The sequence below is a fragment of the Advenella faeciporci genome, assembly GCF_014652395.1.
Classification (GTDB): domain Bacteria; phylum Pseudomonadota; class Gammaproteobacteria; order Burkholderiales; family Burkholderiaceae_B; genus Advenella; species Advenella faeciporci.
Genome location: NZ_BMYS01000010.1, coordinates 78,877 through 96,097 on the forward strand (window position 1 = coordinate 78,877; position 17,221 = coordinate 96,097).

The window sequence follows — 17,221 nt, forward strand, 5'->3', positions numbered from 1 at the left end:
TTATGTGAAATAATAACCTCTTATTGTACTTCCACCATCTCAAATTACGAAAAATCATCATGTCATTACAGCATGTTACCCGAATTGCGCCCAGCATCCTGTCCGCCGATTTCGCCCGTCTGGGTGAAGAAGTCCGCGATGTCGTTCAAGCCGGTGCCGACTGGATCCATTTTGATGTCATGGACAACCATTATGTCCCCAACCTGACCATCGGCCCAATGGTTTGCGAAGCCATTCGTCCTCATACCACCGCCCCCATTGATGTCCACCTGATGTGTGAACCGGTTGACAGCCTGATTCCCATGTTTGCCAAGGCAGGTGCCAACATTATCACCTTCCACCCTGAAGCCTCCCGTCACCTGGACCGCAGCCTGGGTCTTATCCGTGATCATGGCTGCAAGGCAGGCCTGGTTTTCAATCCCGGCACCCCGCTTGGTTTCATGGACCATGTCATGGACAAGCTGGACGTGATTCTGCTTATGTCAGTAAACCCGGGTTTTGGCGGACAAAAATTCATTCCCAACACCCTGGACAAGCTGCGCCAGGCCAGGGCTCGCATAGACCAGTGGCAAAACACAGGTGGCCAAACCATTCTACTCGAAGTTGACGGTGGCGTAAAAACCGATAACATTGCACAGATCCGTGCCGCCGGTGCGGATACCTTTGTGGCCGGCTCAGCCATTTTCGGCCAGAAAGATTATGCCTCCATCATCGCTGAAATGCGTCGTGAAATCGCCAAAGGCGAAGCAGCGGCTGCCGCTTCAATATAAAGGCAGGACATGACCATTCACGCCGTTCTTATCGACCTTGACGGAACCCTGGTGGACAGCATCCCCGACCTTGCGCATGCCGCCAATGCCATGCGCCTGGAACTGGGTATGCATACCCTGGGACAAGATGTGATTGCCAGCTTTGTTGGCAAAGGCATTGACAACCTGATTATCCGCACCATCAATGCCAGTCTTGACAACAAAGAACTTCGTCCTGAAGTGTTCAATCAGGCCAGGGAAATTTTCGTCCGGCATTACCATCTGGTTAACGGTGATGGCAGTACGGTTTACCCCGGTGTCATCGATGGCCTGAAAGCCATGACGGCGCAAGGCCTTAAACTGGCCGTGGTCACCAATAAGGCCGAAGCCTTCACCCTGCCCCTGTTAACCCAGACCGGTCTGATCGGTTTTTTTGACACGGTTGTGTCGGGTGATACCTGCGCAAGAAAAAAACCACATCCCGAACCGTTATTGTATGCCTGTGAAAAACTGGGCCATCCGCCTGAACACAGTGTATTTATTGGCGATTCCATTAACGATGTGCAGGCCGCACAGGCTGCAGGCATGCCTGTTTTAATCCTGCCTTATGGATATAACGAAGGAAATAGTGTACAAACCCTTAAAGTAGATGCTATTATTGATTCCATGACTGGCGCGGCCCAATGGCTTGCCAATCAATGACAGATTCAGGAAGATTCAGGAAATCAGTTACGCCCATGAAAATCCCTTTCAATGCATTCGCTTCTTCTTATTGCGCCAACTATTGGCGCTGGTGGCGTTTGTGTTCCGGGATTTTCAAGTAAAAGGCGCGTCCACGCATCCTTAACGTCAATCAAGCAGTAAATAAAATTCCCGGTAACCTGTAAGGCTAGACCGGGTTTTTTTATTTCTACCCGGTCTAATTGAAAAAAAATGAGACCACTATGATGACTGAAATAGAATTTAACGCATTAGCAGCGCAAGGCTACAACCGCATTCCAATTGTCAAGGAAACCTACGCAGACCTGGATACCACACTGGGCATTTACCTCAAGCTGGCCCATACAGGCAAAGAATCAGGCCGCATGACTTGTCTGCTGGAGTCGGTGGTGGGTGGTGAACAGTTTGGCCGTTACTCATTTATTGGCCTGCCTGCCAAAACCGTCATCAAGGCAAGCGGACAGCTCACCGAAGTCATTACCGATGGCCAGGTGGTTGAATCCCATGAAGGGGATCCGCTTGAATTCATCAAGGCTTTCCAGCAGCGTTTCAAGGTGGCCACCCGCCCTGGCATTCCCCGTTTTGCCGGTGGTCTGGCAGGTTATTTCGGTTACGATACCGTACGCAATATAGAACCCAGCCTGGGGCCTGCCGTCAAGCCTTTCCCGCATGGTCAGGAAGATGGCATTCCCGACATCATGCTGATGCAGGTTGATGAACTGGTCATTGTCGACAATGTCATCGGCCGCACTTACCTGATGATTTATGCCGATCCTTCCGTCCCGGAAAGCTACAGCAAAGCCCAAAAACGGCTTCTGAAACTGCGTACCATGCTGCGCAAACCGGTTGAGATTCCCTACAGCCTGCCCAGCATGGTTACCGAGGAAATCCGGGACTTCAAGAAACAGGACTACATCAATGCCGTCCTGAAAGCCAAAGAACATATTGCGGCCGGTGATTTGATGCAGGTTCAGGTAGGCCAGGTCATTGCCAAGCCATTTCGTGATTCTCCCCTGTCCCTGTACCGTGCCCTGCGCTCACTGAATCCCTCCCCGTACATGTACTTCTGGAACTTCGGTGATTTCCATGTTGTGGGGTCTTCACCCGAGACCCTGGTGCGCCAGGAAGTTTTCCTTGATGAAAACAGGCAGGAACAGTCGTCTATTACCATCCGTCCGCTGGCTGGCACCCGCAAGCGTGGTGAAACCCCCTCTGAAGACGCCGCGCTGGCCGAAGATCTGAAGGCCGATCCCAAGGAAATTGCCGAACATGTCATGCTGATTGACCTGGCCCGCAACGATGTGGGCCGCGTGGCACAAACCGGCACCGTTGAAGTGTCCGACCAGATGAATATTGAGCGCTATTCACACGTGATGCACCTGGTTTCCAATGTCAAGGGCACACTTAAGCCGGGCATGGGTGCCATTGATGTCTTGCGCGCCTCTTTTCCTGCCGGCACCCTGACCGGCGCACCCAAAGTCAAGGCCATGGAAATCATCGATGAGCTCGAACCGGTACGCCGTGGCGTGTACGGTGGCGCGGCCGGTTACTTAAGCTACAACGGCACCATGGATGTGGCCATTGCGATTCGTACCGGCGTGATTAAAAACGGCATGCTTTACGTGCAGGCCGCCGCCGGCATTGTGGCCGACTCCGACCCCGAAAAAGAATGGCTCGAAACCGAAGCCAAGGCACGTGCCGTGCTGCGTGCGGCCGAACAGGTCCAGTATGGCCTTGACCAACCCGTTTAACAGTACATAAAAAGGATAACAACATGTTGCTGATGCTTGATAACTATGATTCATTCACCTATAACCTGGTGCAGTATTTTGGCGAACTGGGCGAAGACGTTAAGGTCGTGCGCAATGACCAGATGACGGTTGAGGAAATTGCCGACCTGGACCCGGACCTGATTTGCGTTTCACCCGGCCCCTGCTCTCCCGCCGAAGCAGGCATATCCGTGGAGCTGATCAAACACTTTGCCGGCAAGAAACCCATCCTGGGCGTTTGTCTTGGACACCAGTCCATTGGCGCCGCCTTTGGCGGGAAAATCATCCGTGCCAAACAAATCATGCACGGCAAAACCTCCCCCATCACCCATACCGGCACCGATGTTTTCAAGGGCCTGCCATCCCCCTTCACGGTGACCCGCTATCACTCGCTGGCCATCGAGCGCGAAACCCTGCCCGATTGCCTGAGCGTCACTGCCGAAACCGAAGATGGTGAAATCATGGGAGTCGCCCATAAAACCTTGCCTATTTACGGCGTGCAATTTCATCCCGAATCGGTACTTAGCGAGCATGGACATGCTCTGTTGAAAAACTTTCTGGATATGAACAAAAAATGAAAATCACCTATACCGAAGCGCTCACCCGCTGTATTGAACACCGCGAAATTTTCCATGACGAAATGCTGCACCTGATGCGTCAGCTGATGAATGGCGAAGTACCCGAAACCATTGCCAGTGCCCTGCTGATGGGCCTGCGGGTTAAAAAGGAAACCGTTGGCGAACTGACCGCAGCGGCAACCGTCATGCGCGAATTTGCCACCCCGGTCAACCTTGACAACACCGATGACCTGCTGGACATGTGCGGTACGGGCGGCGATGGCAGCAACACCTTCAACATTTCAACCACCGCCATGTTTGTTGCTGCGGCCGCTGGCGTGAAAATTGCCAAGCACGGCAACCGCAGTGCCTCATCCTCGTCTGGCAGTGCCGATGCGCTGGAGGCTATGGGTGCCAATATCGAACTGCAGCCCGACCAGGTCCGTGAATGTATCGAAAACATCGGCATCGGCTTTATGTACGCACCTCATCACCATGCCAGCATGAAAAATGTAGCTGCGGTACGCAAGGCGCTGGGCGTTCGGACCATGTTCAATATCCTGGGTCCCCTAACCAACCCGGCCAAGGCAGGCAACCAGCTCATGGGCGTCTTCCATCCCGACCTGGTAGGTATTCAGGTTCGCGTTCTGCAACAGCTGGGCGCCAAACATGTGCTCATCATCCACGGCCTTGATGGCATGGACGAAGCCTCTTTGGGCGCTGCAACCCTGGTTGGCGAACTGAAAAATGGCGAAGTCAGTGAATACAAAATCCACCCCGAAGACTTTGGCATGCAAATGGTTTCCAACCGCAGCCTGAAAGTGGCCAACCGGGAAGAGTCCCTGGAAAAAATACGCGAAGCCCTGGATAACCGTGAAGGAGCGGCAAGAGATATTGTTATCCTTAACGCAGGTCTGGCCATTTACACTGGTAACAAAGCGGATTCAATCAAGGATGGAATCAACCAGGCACGTGAATTGATTGCATCCGGCTCGGCACGGGATAAAATGGAAGAATTCTGTGCATTCACAAGGAAATTCAACTCATGAGCGATATTTTAGCCAATATTCTGGCCGTTAAAAAAGAAGAGGTTTCTTCCCAGAAACAGATCCGCAGTGAAGCGGACTTGCTGCGTGAAGCCCAGGCCCGTCAGGACGTCCGTGGGTTTGCCAATGCCCTGCGTGAAAAAATTGATGCCGGCAAGGCTGCGGTTATTGCGGAAATCAAAAAAGCCTCACCCTCCAAAGGCGTTATCAGGGAAAATTTCAACCCGCCAGAGATCGCTCGCAGCTATGCCGCCAATGGCGCTACCTGCCTGTCCGTCTTAACCGATGTCCAGTTTTTCCAGGGTTCCAACGATTACCTGCGCCAGGCCCGTGCTGCCTGTCCGTTGCCTGTATTGCGCAAGGATTTCATTATCGACCCCTACCAGATCATCAATGCACGCGCCATGGGTGCCGACTGCATTTTGCTGATTGTATCCGCACTCACCAAAGAGCAACTCAGGGAATTTGAAAAACTGGCGTTTGAACTGGGCATGGATGTGCTGGTCGAAGTCCATGACCGCAACGAACTGGAAATGGCGCTGGAGCTTAAAACCCCGCTCATTGGCATCAACAACCGTAACCTGCGTACCTTTGAAACCTCATTGCAGAACACGCTGGATCTTTTGCCACTCATTCCCGACAACCGCACTGTCATTACTGAAAGCGGCATTCACTCGCATGAAGACATTCAAAAAATGAAAGACCACCACGTGTATGGCTTTTTGATTGGCGAAGCCTTCATGCGTGAGCCCGACCCGGGTCTGGCCCTGGCCGGTTTCATCAGGGAATAACTCAATGACTGACTCATGCGTACTATGCAGGGCCAGCGATGAGCCGCTTATTTGGCAAAACGGGCAGGTTCGCGTCATTGATGCCGGTGACGTGGACTACCCCTGCTATACCCGTGTCATCTGGCAGCAGCACGTCAAGGAAATGACTGACCTGTCCCCCGCCGGACAAATACGCTTCATGCGCTTTGTGTTTTGCGTTGAGTCGGTTCAGCGACAGGTACTCAACCCTGACAAAATCAATCTGGCGCAATTCGGCACCATGGTACCGCATTTGCACTGGCATATTATCCCCCGTTTCAGGCAAGACCGGCACTTTCCCGGTTCCACCTGGGGCAGCCCCCGCTTTACCCGTAGCGAGGCACCGGCCGAATGGCAAGAGCATTTAAGCCAACTGAACCACCTGAAACCGGACTATCACCAAGCGCTTGCCCTTGCCTTGGCAGAAATCTGAATGTCTGCATCAAACAGCTTCAACGGTTCATTGCCCGATCAGCTCATGCGTTGCCATCCCCAATGGCAGGCCCTGTTCAACCAGCCATCGCTTAGGCCGGTCCTTGATAATATCAACCATTTTCTGGGCGAACGGCTGCAGGCAGGGGCAACTATCTATCCCGCAGTACCGTTAAAAATATTCGAGCAGCTTGGGCCTGAAGACACCCGGGTCGTCATCCTGGGCCAGGACCCTTACCATGGCCCGGGCCAGGCGCAAGGACTGGCTTTTTCCGTACCGGACCATATCCGGACACCACCCAGCCTGCGTAATATTTTCAAGGAACTGGCCAGGGAATACAACAATATCAAACTTGAAGGAAATGACCTGAATGCCTGGGTCAGCCAGGGTGTCATGCTGCTCAATACGGTACTTACCGTTGAAAACGCGCAACCGGCCTCTCATGCAAGGTTGGGCTGGCACAGCATTACCGATGCGGTCATCAGCCATCTTGCCAACCAGGCACATTGTGTTTTCCTGTTATGGGGCGCCCATGCCCAAAGCAAAATTCCTCTGATCATGGCAGGCCAGGGCAAGCACCTTATCCTGAAAAGCAACCATCCCTCTCCATTATCAGCCAGCCGCCCCCCCGAGCCTTTTCTTGGCAATGGCCACTTCAAGGCCTGCAATGAATGGCTTTCAGCCCATGCACTACCCCCTGTCAACTGGTCACTGACACATAATGATACAAAACAAAAACAACAACTTGACTTAAATATCTGATTTAATGTCTTTTAATCTTTACAAGTTAGTAAAAACCCTTTATGATTCATTTCTTACTGCAAATTGATTGGCATTTTTTACTTCAGCAGTGAATTCAGTAGTTAATGTAGTTAATTAATGTAGTTAATGGCTTATTATTTAGCCCACATGCCAACCATCATCGCTCCTACCTCCTGACCTGCGCTGTTTAAATACATCCATTGGTTGATCCGGTCGGCACGATGCTCCGATCAACAACTCGTCTGGCCTTACCCCTTACGTTTTCTGTTTGCTCACACATTCATACTTAGCATGAATCGCGTTTTATCGTGTTCGTTCATGCCTGTGGTATTTGATGTTTCTGCGCAAAACAGACACATCCCCAGGCTTGTTACCTAACACTTTAAGGACACTTATGTCATTTGACACTCTTGGTTTATCGCCCATTCTTTTGTCTGCACTGAAAAAATCCGGTTATACCGAACCGACATCCGTGCAGTCCGCCTCTATTCCACAGGCACTGGAAGGGCATGACCTGATTGTTTCTGCCCAAACCGGCAGTGGCAAAACAGCGGCTTTCATGCTGCCTTCACTGAATCGCATCGCCAACATGCCCGCCAACAAAGGCGCAGGCGTACAGGTTTTGGTACTGACCCCAACGCGTGAATTGGCCCAGCAAGTAGCTGAAGCAACCAAAACCTATGGCCAAGGCATTCAGGACTTGCGTATTGCCACCGTTGTAGGCGGCATGCCCTATGGCGCGCAAATCAAAATGCTTTCCCGTCGCGTAGACGTGCTGGTTGCAACACCTGGCCGCTTAATTGATCATTTGAATGCCAAACGTGTGAACCTGTCACAGGTACACACCCTGATTCTTGACGAAGCCGATCGCATGCTGGACATGGGTTTCATTGAGGATATTGAAAGCATTGTGGCCAAAACACCGGCCAGCCGCCAAACCCTGATGTTCTCTGCGACATTCGAAGGCTCTGTTGCCCGCCTGGCCGCAGACATGCTGAACGAACCCAAACGCATTGATATTTCAAACCAGAAGCAAAAACACACCAATATCACGCAAACCCTGCTGTACGCAGATGACGCTGCACATAAAATGCGTCTGCTTGACCACCTGCTGCGTGACGCTTCCGTTGACCAGGCTATTGTTTTCACCGCAACCAAACGCGGTGCGGACGCCCTGGCCGATCGCCTTGACGAAGAGGGCTTCTCGGCATCAGCCCTGCATGGCGACATGAACCAGCGCCAGCGTACCCGCACACTGACACAGTTGCAACGTGGCCGTCTGCGCGTTCTGGTCGCCACCGACGTGGCTGCACGCGGTATTGACGTGCAAGGCATTAGTCACGCGATCAACTATGACCTGCCCATGCAGGCTGAAGACTACGTTCACCGCATTGGCCGTACCGGTCGTGCCGGCAGAAGCGGTCTGGCCTTTACACTGGCAACCCATAGCGAAAAACACAAAATCCGTCGCATCGAACACTTCATCGGCCAAACGCTTAATGCAGAAACCATTGAAGGCCTGGAGCCCACCAAAACCGCAGAAAGCTCGCGCGGTCGCAAAGGTGGCAAAGGTGGTGGCCGTAATGGTGGCGGTGAGCGCAGGTTCAATAAAGGTAAAGACCAGTCCCGTTCGGGCTTTGCCATGAGAAAAGGCGATCAGGAAAGATCTTTTGACAAACCCCGCGCTGAATTTGGTGACCGTCCCGCCCGCACAGAACGTCCTGCTTTTGGTGACCGCCCCGCCCGCACAGAGCGCCCTTCATTTGGTGACCGCCCTGCACGCGCCGCTAACGGTGACCGTCCTTCTTATGGCGACCGTCCTGCCCGTGCTGGCTTCAGCGGTGATCGCCCCTCTTTTGGTGATCGTCCTGCCAAGGCCGGTTTTGGTGACCGCCCGGCACGCGGTGGTTTCGGTGGTGATCGCCCTGCCAGGGAAGGCCGTCCGGCATCACGCGGCAGCGACCGTCCTTTTGGCAAAGGCAACAAAGAATCTTTCTCTCGCGGCAAGAAAAAACCGGCACCTCGTGCCTGGGCATAATCAAACCGCTTGATTAAGGCTTAAACAAAAATGGAATCGTTAATAACGATTCCATTTTTTTATTCAGGCACTTGTTTAAATAATCAATTTAACCCTGAACCACCACCCCATCATCCAGCAATTTCTGAATGCGCTCGCCACTGACCCCCCATTCCTGCAACACTTCTACCGTATGCTGGCCAGCTGTTGGCGATGGGTTGCGGATGGCAAACTCAAACCCGCTCATTTTAAACGGACTGCCCAATTGCCTTACCGTTTCACCCTGTTCATTGATTGACTCGAGAACCATGCCCCGTTCTTTAAAGTGGGCATCATTGGCGGTTTCACCCATGTTTAATACAGGTGTGACACAACAATCACTGCCAGCCAGCTTTTCACTCCACCAGGCAAAATCGTGGGCAGCAATTAACTGGCCAAGTTCATGTTTCGCGTAATTAACCTGTGCCGGATCAGATGCACCATGAAATGGCTTCAGGTCTTCACGCCCTATCAGCTTACAAAACTCATCCCAGAATTTTTTCTCAAAAGCACCAACGGCAATATAGCGCCCGTCCGCGGTTTCATAAAAGCCATAATAGACTGCCGCCCCCGTTAACTTCGTGACACCTGCAGGAGTAGCCTGCCCAAATTCATTCAAGGCCGCCATTGGCAAACCGGCATACGCCAGAATACCGTCAGAAAAGGAAATATCCACCAACCGTCCCTTGCCGGTGCGCTGGGCATCAAACAGGGCGGCCAGGATCCCGATAGATGCCGTAGAGGCACCGCCCAGCAGATCAGCCAAAGGCAGATTGGACAACGCCGGCTTGCCAGCACCATTACCCACCTGGTCGGCAACACCGGCCCTGGCAATATAGTTAATATCATGTCCGGCAGCCTGACTGTAAGGGCCGGTTTGTCCATAGCCGCTCATGCTGCAATACACAATGGCCGGATTACGCTGTTTGACCACTTCATAACCAACCCCCAGGCGATCCATGACACCAGGCCTGAATCCTTCGATCACCACATCGGCTTTTTCACACAGATCCAGAAACAGGGCCTTGCCTTCCTCTTTTTTCAAATCCAGCTGCAAGCCCCGTTTATTCCGGTTTACCTGGGAGCGCAAGGCAGCCCAGGCGTAGTCACCGGCACCGGTATCTTCCAGCTTGACCACCTCGGCCCCCATATCGGCCAGATGCATGGCACAAGCCGGTCCCGGCAGCAAACGGGTTAAATCCAGCACCCTTACCCCTTGCAGTGGCGCGCCTGAAACCTGAGTCATACTTTTTCTCCTGTTATATTATTTTGATCTGCCTGCAGTTTACGCCACATGATTTTACCGGTATTGGATTTTGGCAATTTCTCAACAAACTCAAGCAGTCTGGGGGCCTTGTATACCGCCATGTTTTCCCTGGCCCAGGCAATCAAATCCCGCTCCGACAATTGACCCTTGTATTCCGGCTTCAGAACCACCAGCGCCTTCACGACCTCACCCTTCACGCTATCCTGGATACCTACAATACATACCTCATGAACGGCCGGGTGATCATAGAAGGTATTTTCCACCTCGCTGGGCCAGACTTTATACCCGGATACGTTGATCATCCGCTTAAGACGGTCACACATGAAGAAATAACCCTCTTCATCAATCCTTGCCAAATCGCCGGTGCGGAAGAAAACACGGCCGTCACGCTCCAGAAAAGACTCCTGATTGGCCTGTTCATTTTGCCAATACCCTTTCATGACCTGCGGACCGCTGGTGATAAGCTCACCAACCTCACCCTGCGACAACTCCTGCAAGGTACCAGGATCAACAATACGCGAATCAACCCCTTGGGTAGGTATGCCCAGGCACTGGCGTTTGCTGTGCTCAAGCGGATTACAATGCAGGAAAGAAGCGGTTTCGGTCATGCCGTAACCTTCATTGTAAACAATGCCAAAACGCGTTTTAAGCATGGCGGCAATCGCTTCCGGCATGGCTGCACCCCCCCCCGAAAGCAAGGCCAGACTGGATAAATCACGTTGATCGGCCGAAGGCTGCGAAAAGCAGTCCAGCACCATGGCAGGCGGTGCCGTCCACACGGAAACCCGATGTTTTTCCATTAGTTTCAGGGCCAAGTCGGCATTCCAGCGCGGCATCATGACAACCGTGCCACCCAGCATGATGGGCATGTTCATGCCATTTTGCATACCCAGCATGTGGAACATGGGTGCCACCGACAACATAACCGATTCGGCATGCAAATTACGCCAGATAGCTGAATTCACCAATGAGGCCAGTAAGGTTGCATGCGTATGAATGCAGCCTTTGGGTTTCCCGGTGGTGCCCGATGTGTAAGGCAGCACACAAAAATCATCCGGGTAGGTCTGTACCGCCCCGGCCGACAAACCGGCCTGTAACGCCTCGGAAAACGCCACCATCCCGTCAGATAAGGCAAGATCACTGTGCTGCCTGACAAAGTCAGGCAAATCGGGATCGGCCAGGTCCTCTACAAAATCATGGTAAGAATGCACCATGACATGCCGCAACCCGTCTTCCCTGTTGCTTTGCATGCAAGGAACAACCTGCTTTAACAGCTCCTGCGCCACAAAAGCGAACCGGGCACCACTATCATCCATATAGTGCTGAATTTCAGAAGTGGTACACATCGCATTAACCGGCACCACCACTGCCCCCAGCTGCAGGACGGCATAAAATGCAATCACAAACTGCGGGCAGTTCTGACTCATCAGCAACACGCGATCCCCCCGGGCCAGCTGCATTTTCTGTTGCAAAAAGCCAGCCATGGCATGGACATGCTGCCTCAGCTCCCGGTAACTGATATGCCTGCCGCAATAGATAATGGCGGCTTTATCCGGATAGCGCAACGCAGCGGTTTCAAGATAATGGGGAAGTGTCACCTGCGGCACACTCCCGTTGGCAGGCACACCTTTAGGCCAGAATTTACGCTTGATTGGGCTCATTACCTGATTGTCTCCTGATGAATCTTTCATACCTTGAAGCCTTTCGGATTAATCCATCCGGATACCGGTTTCCTTGGCAACTTTGCCATATTCAGCCAAATCCTCTTTGACGATTTTGGCATACTCGGCAGCAGAGTTACCCACTGGAATCAAACCCATATCCGTTAAACGGTCATGAATTTTAGGCATTTTCATGACTTTCTGGATTTTCCCGCTGAGCAGATCCACCACTGGCTCCGGGGTACCGGCGGGTACAAAGAAACCAAACCAGCCGTTGGCATTGAAGCCTTCCATACCCATTTCATTGAATGTTCTGGCCTCGGGCAATGACGTCAGCCGTTTGGATCCGGTCACGCCCAGCACCTTGAATTTGTCTGACTTAAGATGTGGACTGATGGCGGTAATATCAATAAATGCCGATGTCAGCTCACCGCTTAACATGGCGGTCACTTCAGGGCCTGAACCCCTGTAAGGAATATGCATCAGGTCAATGCCGTTGATCACCTTGAACTGTTCACCATGCAAATGGGATGACGTACCGTTACCGTAAGACCCGTATGAATACTTGCCCGGATTTTTCTTCACGTGCTCAATAAACGCTTCCATCGTATCAACCGGAAGATCACTTTTCACCACAAAGACATCAGAGGACAGCGCCACCTGAGAAACAGGCGTCAAATCAGTAACGTTATAGGGCAGGTTTTTATACAGCCAGGGCGCCTGCACCAACGCCGTAATGCCCAGCAATACGGTATAACCATCTGGTGCCGACTTGGCCACAAACTGATTGCCGATGGTTCCGCTTGCTCCCGGCTTGTTTTCCACCCATACCGTTGTACCAAGCTCATTGGCCAGTTCATGTGAAATCATGCGGGCAATGGTGTCGGTCCCACCACCCGGCGGGTATGGAACCACGATCCGTATGGGTTTGTCGGGATAATTGGCTGTGCTGGCCTGCACATTGGCTGTCAGCAGGGCACTCATGCCTACAACTGCTGCACACATCATGGATACTGCCGTACGTCTTGTCACCTTCTTCATTTTTGTCTCCTGGAAATTCAGAATGCTGCTACGGTTTTCTAAACTGCACCGTTACTGCTTATTGATTTAATGGTTGGTGCAGGTTTTACTGGTTAATACTTGCAATAATTAACGGGGCGTCATGCGAATGGCACCGTCAAGCCGGATGGTTTCACCATTGAGCATGGCATTTTCCAGCATCTGCACCGCCAATGATGCGTACTCTGACGGAAAGCCCAAACGCGCCGGATGCGGCACCGATGCCCCCAAGGCCGATTTCACATGTTCTGGCAATTTTGATAACAGCGGCGTGTCAAACAAACCGGGGGCAATCGTATTGACGCGGATCTGGCGTTGCGCCAAATCACGCGCCGCCACCAGCGTCATACCCACAATACCGGCTTTGGCCGAAGAGTACGGAATTTGACCGATTTGCCCCTCATAGGCCGCCACCGAAGCGGTCAACACGCAAGCGCCACGTTCACCGTCCAGCGGCTCATTTTTGGCCATGGCTGCCGCGGCAAGACGCAAGGAATTGAAGGTCCCAATCACATTGACACGGATAATGGCTTCAAATTTTTCCAGATTTCCGGGTTCTCCATCTTTTTCAACCACCCGGATGGGTGCACCATATCCGGCACAATGCACCAGGGCACGCAAGGGCGCCAGTGAAACCGCTTTTTCAATGACAGCTTTCATTTGCACGGGCTCACAAACATCCGCCTTCACAAAATGCGCCTTACTTCCCAACTGATCAGCCACTTCCTGTCCTTTATCGTTCAGGTCGGCAATCACCACCTGAACCCCTTTGGCCAGCAGCTTTTCTACGGTCGCCAGGCCCAGGCCTGATGCGCCACCGGTTACCACTGCCGACATATTTTCCTGCAACTGCATAGGTATCTCCTGCCTTTAACTTTTAATCAATTAGTTTAATCTTTCAATAATAGTGGTATTTGCCATACCACCGGCCTCACACATGGTTTGCAAACCATAGCGTTGACCATTATCCTCAAGTGCATGCAACATGGTGGTCATCAGGCGTACTCCGGATGCTCCCAAAGGATGTCCCAGTGCAATGGCACCGCCCCTTGGATTTAATTTGGCATCCTCAACCTGGAATTCCCGCTGCCACGCCAAAGGCACACTGGCAAAGGCCTCATTCACCTCAATGTGGTCGATGTCTGCCAGTTCCAGGCCACTTTTATCAATGGCTTTGCGGCTTGAACTGATGGGTGCAGTCAACATCAGCAAGGGATCATCGCCACGCACGTCAAAAGCCACAAATCGGGCACGCGGTTTCAGGCCCAGCTTATCGGCCATGCGGCGACTCATGATTAACATGGCAGCCGCCCCGTCACTGATTTGCGAGGCATTGCCCGCTGTAACATGCCAGCCAATCTGCGGGAATCGTTGCGACATGGTTTCATTTTCAAAGGGTGATTTCAGCTCGGCCAATTTGCTGGCCTGCGTGCCTGGGCGAATGGTTTCATCCTGAGCCACCACGCCATTCACGGTATGAATGGGGAGAATTTCCCGCCTGAACAAACCGGTTTCGCGTGCCTGATGCGCGCGCTCATGGGAACGGGCACTGTATTCATCAAGCTCTTGCCGGGAAATACCCCATTTTGCAGCCACCAGTTCGGCCGACACGCCCTGCGAAACCAGGCCTGGCTCGTAACGCCTGAGGAAGGCTTCACCATAGGGATTCTGATCAAGCCTGGACACTCCCATGGGTACATGACTCATGGATTCAATACCGCAGGCAATCACAATATCATAAGCTCCCGCCATGATGCCCTGGGCGGCAAAATGCACCGCCTGCTGACTGGAACCGCATTTGCGGTCAATCGTGGTGGAAGGCACATGCTCGGGATAACCTGCTGCCAGCCATGCGACCCGCCCCGGTGTACCGGATTGCTCGCCCACCTGACTGACACAACCGGTAATCACGTCATCCACCAGGGCAGGATCCAGTTTGTTGCGTTCTACAATCCCTTGCAGCAACTGCGCCAATAAATCAGTGGGGTGCATTTGGGTAAAGGCACCGCCAGCCTTGGAACGACCAATCGGGCTTCTGATGGCATCAACAATAACCGCTTCTTCCATTTTATCTCCTTAAAATGAAACTTATGTCTCATTATTTATATTATTTAATTGATATTTTGATATTAATGTATCATAATTTTATTAAACCGCAAATAATTTAATAGATAAAGAGAACAAACCATGTCTACTTCAGAAATCCCGGATGAGAGCAAACTGGTTAGCGCGCTTGCCAGAGGCATTAATATCCTCAACTGTTTCTCGCCGGTTCAATATGAGTTAAGTGCCAAGGAAATTGGCGAAAAAACAGGTCTGCCCAAACCCACCCTGTCCCGCTTGCTCGAGACGCTTAGTGAATACGGCTTGATCCGTTACTCCGATCGCCTGTCCAAATATGTGCCAGGGGCCGGTTTATTGAACCTGTCAGCCCCTGTGCTGCAACGCATGACCATCCGCCAAATCGCACGGCCACTCATGCAGGAACTGGCCGACTATATTTCGGGACAGGTTCAACTGGTCATGGGCAGTAAAAGCAAGATGTGCTATGTCGAAATCGCGCAAGGTGCCAATAGCAAAATATATCGCCCGGAAGTAGGCGTGCGCATGTCCATTTCCCGAACCTCCACCGGTCGCGCTTATATCAATTCCATCCCCGCTGAATTCCGCGAACGCTATCTGATTGATCTGGAAAAAAAATACCCGGGCCAACGGGCCTGGTTTGAAGAACGCCTGCAAGACGCGGCCAATGACCTTGCAACCCTGGGTTTTTGCCGCGGGCACCGCGACTTCCATCGCGAAATTGATGCGATTGCCGTGCCCCTGAGAAAACCCATTGATAACGAGTACTGGATGTTTGCCGCTTCAGTACCGGTTTACAGTGAAGAAAGCAAACGTATCGATGAAGATATCGCCCCCAGGCTGATCACACTGGTGCGTACGGTTGAGTCGTCATTAGGCAATCCCAATTACAGCATCTAAATCCATTCCTTCCATATTCACAAAAGAGAGAGACAAATGAGAACCGTATTCAGAGATGACCATGAGCATTTTCGTACCCAGGTACAACGCTTCATAGAAAAAGAAATCACCCCTTTTCATGCCCAATGGGAAAAAGACGGCATTGTGCCCAAGTCGGTTTGGGCCAAAGCGGGCCAGGAAGGCCTGCTTAACTGCATGCTGCCCGAGCCCTACGGCGGCGGTGGTGATTTTGGCCACTCTGCCGTACTTATTGAAGAAATGGGCAAGGTCAATGCCAGTGGCCCGGGTTTTAATTTGCACTCGGAAATTGTCGCTCCCTATATTTTCCGCTATGGTACGCCAGAACAGAAAGACCGCTGGCTGCCTGCCATGGCCAGCGGCGAAGTGATTGGCGCCATTGCAATGACCGAACCCGGCACCGGCAGCGACCTGAAAGCGGTCAGGACCACAGCCAAACGTGAAGGCAACAGTTATATTATTAACGGGCAAAAAACCTTTATCACCAATGGCCAGAATGCCGATCTGATCATTGTAGTGTGCAAGACCGACCCGGACCTGGGTGCCAAAGGTATTTCCCTCATCTGCGTTGATGCCAACACACCAGGTTTCAGCAAAGGCAGAAAACTGGAAAAAATCGGCCTGCACGCCCAGGATACATCCGAGCTGTTTTTTGATAATGTCAAAGTGCCGGTCAGCAACCGCCTGGGTGAAGAAAATGCCGGCTTCAGCTACCTGATGCACGAACTGGCCCAGGAACGCCTGGTCATTGCCGTGCGGGCCGCCGCATCGATTGAATCTTTTCTGGAAAAAACCATTGCCTATACGCGTGATAGAAAAACCTTCGGACAAAGCGTGTTTGACTACCAGAATACCCGTTTCAGGCTGGCTGAAGCCAAGGCCCAAAGCACCATGCTGCGGGTGTTTGTAGACCAATGCATCGCGCTGCACCTGGACAAGGCCCTGTCTCCGGCCCAGGCGGCCATGGCCAAGCTTAATGCCACCGAAATGCAAGGACGCCTGCTGGACATGTTCCTGCAAATGCACGGCGGTTATGGCTATATGTCCGAATATGGTATTGGCCAGGCCTGGATTGATGCCCGTATCGGGCGAATTTACGGTGGCAGCGATGAAATCATGAAAGAAATTATTGCCAGGACGCTGTAGGCGTTATGCGTTACCACACAGGAGTGTGGGAACGAGCTTTCTGGTTTCCATGCTTTCTTTCTGGTTCCCATGCTCTGAACTGACCCCAAAAAGTTGGACACCCATTCAACTTTTAGGGGTCTTTTCAATGACAAAATATGATTTGCCGTTCAAAATCAAATTAGTCCAAGCGTATCTATCCGGCCAG

General features: G+C 52.2%; 16 protein-coding genes. 11 read left to right on the forward strand and 5 right to left on the reverse strand.

Features of this window, described 5'->3' with window-relative positions:
- Window positions 1-59: 59 nt before the first annotated feature.
- The 9 genes from rpe to IE074_RS08535 all read left to right on the forward strand — a co-directional run bounded on the left by rpe (window position 60) and on the right by IE074_RS08535 (window position 8,883).
- Entirely contained in the window at window positions 60-770 is a 711-nt protein-coding gene (gene rpe / locus IE074_RS08495; RefSeq protein ID WP_189385046.1) for a ribulose-phosphate 3-epimerase, read from the forward strand.
- Between the two features lie 9 nt (window positions 771-779).
- Window positions 780-1,451, forward strand: coding sequence for a phosphoglycolate phosphatase (locus tag IE074_RS08500; protein ID WP_189385047.1), 672 nt, complete (start codon window positions 780-782; stop codon window positions 1,449-1,451).
- A 245-nt stretch (window positions 1,452-1,696) separates the two neighbouring features.
- Window positions 1,697-3,220, forward strand: a complete 1,524-nt coding sequence (locus tag IE074_RS08505; RefSeq protein WP_189385063.1) for an anthranilate synthase component I family protein — start codon at window positions 1,697-1,699, stop codon at window positions 3,218-3,220.
- A gap of 23 nt (window positions 3,221-3,243) precedes the next feature.
- A complete protein-coding gene (locus tag IE074_RS08510) occupies window positions 3,244-3,816 on the forward strand; it encodes an anthranilate synthase component II (protein WP_189385048.1) in 573 nt (190 codons plus the stop codon).
- Window positions 3,813-4,844 carry an anthranilate phosphoribosyltransferase gene (gene trpD / locus IE074_RS08515; protein WP_189385049.1) on the forward strand — a complete coding sequence of 344 codons (1,032 nt, stop codon included), beginning with the start codon at window positions 3,813-3,815 and terminating at the stop codon, window positions 4,842-4,844. The genes IE074_RS08510 and trpD overlap by 4 nt, the downstream gene beginning before the upstream one ends.
- Window positions 4,841-5,632, forward strand: coding sequence for an indole-3-glycerol phosphate synthase TrpC (gene trpC, locus IE074_RS08520; protein ID WP_189385050.1), 792 nt, complete (start codon window positions 4,841-4,843; stop codon window positions 5,630-5,632). Before trpD ends, trpC begins: the two co-directional genes overlap by 4 nt.
- Window positions 5,633-5,636: 4 nt before the next feature.
- Entirely contained in the window at window positions 5,637-6,083 is a 447-nt protein-coding gene (locus IE074_RS08525) for an HIT family protein (RefSeq protein ID WP_189385051.1), read from the forward strand.
- Complete coding sequence (locus IE074_RS08530; RefSeq protein ID WP_189385052.1) at window positions 6,084-6,845, forward strand: uracil-DNA glycosylase; 762 nt, start codon at window positions 6,084-6,086, stop codon at window positions 6,843-6,845. It abuts the gene before it with no gap.
- A 394-nt stretch (window positions 6,846-7,239) separates the two neighbouring features.
- Window positions 7,240-8,883 carry a DEAD/DEAH box helicase gene (locus IE074_RS08535; protein WP_189385053.1) on the forward strand — a complete coding sequence of 548 codons (1,644 nt, stop codon included), beginning with the start codon at window positions 7,240-7,242 and terminating at the stop codon, window positions 8,881-8,883.
- 88 nt (window positions 8,884-8,971) lie between these two features.
- On the opposite strand, the gene IE074_RS08540 is transcribed toward IE074_RS08535, so the two are convergent.
- The 5 genes from IE074_RS08540 to IE074_RS08560 all read right to left on the reverse strand — a co-directional run bounded on the left by IE074_RS08540 (window position 8,972) and on the right by IE074_RS08560 (window position 14,955).
- Complete coding sequence (locus IE074_RS08540) at window positions 8,972-10,147, reverse strand: CaiB/BaiF CoA transferase family protein (protein ID WP_189385054.1); 1,176 nt, start codon at window positions 10,145-10,147, stop codon at window positions 8,972-8,974.
- The gene (locus IE074_RS08545; protein ID WP_229793948.1) at window positions 10,144-11,859 is read right to left on the reverse strand and encodes a long-chain-fatty-acid--CoA ligase; all 1,716 of its coding nucleotides are present in this window, start codon (window positions 11,857-11,859) and stop codon (window positions 10,144-10,146) included. Before IE074_RS08545 ends, IE074_RS08540 begins: the two co-directional genes overlap by 4 nt.
- Before the next feature lie 18 nt (window positions 11,860-11,877).
- The gene (locus IE074_RS08550) at window positions 11,878-12,870 is read right to left on the reverse strand and encodes a Bug family tripartite tricarboxylate transporter substrate binding protein (RefSeq protein ID WP_189385055.1); all 993 of its coding nucleotides are present in this window, start codon (window positions 12,868-12,870) and stop codon (window positions 11,878-11,880) included.
- A gap of 108 nt (window positions 12,871-12,978) precedes the next feature.
- Window positions 12,979-13,743, reverse strand: a complete 765-nt coding sequence (locus IE074_RS08555) for an SDR family NAD(P)-dependent oxidoreductase (protein WP_189385056.1) — start codon at window positions 13,741-13,743, stop codon at window positions 12,979-12,981.
- Window positions 13,744-13,773: 30 nt separating this feature from the next.
- Window positions 13,774-14,955 (reverse strand): thiolase family protein, encoded by a 1,182-nt coding sequence (locus IE074_RS08560; RefSeq protein WP_189385057.1) that lies wholly within the window; start codon window positions 14,953-14,955, stop codon window positions 13,774-13,776.
- A 120-nt stretch (window positions 14,956-15,075) separates the two neighbouring features.
- Between IE074_RS08560 and IE074_RS08565 the strand changes: the two genes are divergently transcribed.
- Window positions 15,076-15,870, forward strand: a complete 795-nt coding sequence (locus tag IE074_RS08565; protein ID WP_189385058.1) for an IclR family transcriptional regulator — start codon at window positions 15,076-15,078, stop codon at window positions 15,868-15,870.
- 36 nt (window positions 15,871-15,906) lie between these two features.
- Window positions 15,907-17,034 carry an acyl-CoA dehydrogenase family protein gene (locus IE074_RS08570; RefSeq protein WP_189385059.1) on the forward strand — a complete coding sequence of 376 codons (1,128 nt, stop codon included), beginning with the start codon at window positions 15,907-15,909 and terminating at the stop codon, window positions 17,032-17,034.
- Window positions 17,035-17,221 lie beyond the last annotated feature (187 nt).

Bases quoted from the DNA above. Each gene is read 5' to 3' on its own strand.
- rpe (WP_189385046.1), top strand. From the start codon at position 60: ATGTCATTACAGCATGTTACCCGAATTGCGCCCAGCATCCTGTCCGCC.
- IE074_RS08500 (WP_189385047.1), top strand. From the start codon at position 780: ATGACCATTCACGCCGTTCTTATCGACCTTGACGGAACCCTGGTGGAC.
- IE074_RS08505 (WP_189385063.1), top strand. From the start codon at position 1,697: ATGACTGAAATAGAATTTAACGCATTAGCAGCGCAAGGCTACAACCGC.
- IE074_RS08510 (WP_189385048.1), top strand. From the start codon at position 3,244: ATGTTGCTGATGCTTGATAACTATGATTCATTCACCTATAACCTGGTG.
- trpD (WP_189385049.1), top strand. From the start codon at position 3,813: ATGAAAATCACCTATACCGAAGCGCTCACCCGCTGTATTGAACACCGC.
- trpC (WP_189385050.1), top strand. From the start codon at position 4,841: ATGAGCGATATTTTAGCCAATATTCTGGCCGTTAAAAAAGAAGAGGTT.
- IE074_RS08525 (WP_189385051.1), top strand. From the start codon at position 5,637: ATGACTGACTCATGCGTACTATGCAGGGCCAGCGATGAGCCGCTTATT.
- IE074_RS08530 (WP_189385052.1), top strand. From the start codon at position 6,084: ATGTCTGCATCAAACAGCTTCAACGGTTCATTGCCCGATCAGCTCATG.
- IE074_RS08535 (WP_189385053.1), top strand. From the start codon at position 7,240: ATGTCATTTGACACTCTTGGTTTATCGCCCATTCTTTTGTCTGCACTG.
- IE074_RS08540 (WP_189385054.1), bottom strand. From the start codon at position 10,147: ATGACTCAGGTTTCAGGCGCGCCACTGCAAGGGGTAAGGGTGCTGGAT.
- IE074_RS08545 (WP_229793948.1), bottom strand. From the start codon at position 11,859: ATGAAAGATTCATCAGGAGACAATCAGGTAATGAGCCCAATCAAGCGT.
- IE074_RS08550 (WP_189385055.1), bottom strand. From the start codon at position 12,870: ATGAAGAAGGTGACAAGACGTACGGCAGTATCCATGATGTGTGCAGCA.
- IE074_RS08555 (WP_189385056.1), bottom strand. From the start codon at position 13,743: ATGCAGTTGCAGGAAAATATGTCGGCAGTGGTAACCGGTGGCGCATCA.
- IE074_RS08560 (WP_189385057.1), bottom strand. From the start codon at position 14,955: ATGGAAGAAGCGGTTATTGTTGATGCCATCAGAAGCCCGATTGGTCGT.
- IE074_RS08565 (WP_189385058.1), top strand. From the start codon at position 15,076: ATGTCTACTTCAGAAATCCCGGATGAGAGCAAACTGGTTAGCGCGCTT.
- IE074_RS08570 (WP_189385059.1), top strand. From the start codon at position 15,907: ATGAGAACCGTATTCAGAGATGACCATGAGCATTTTCGTACCCAGGTA.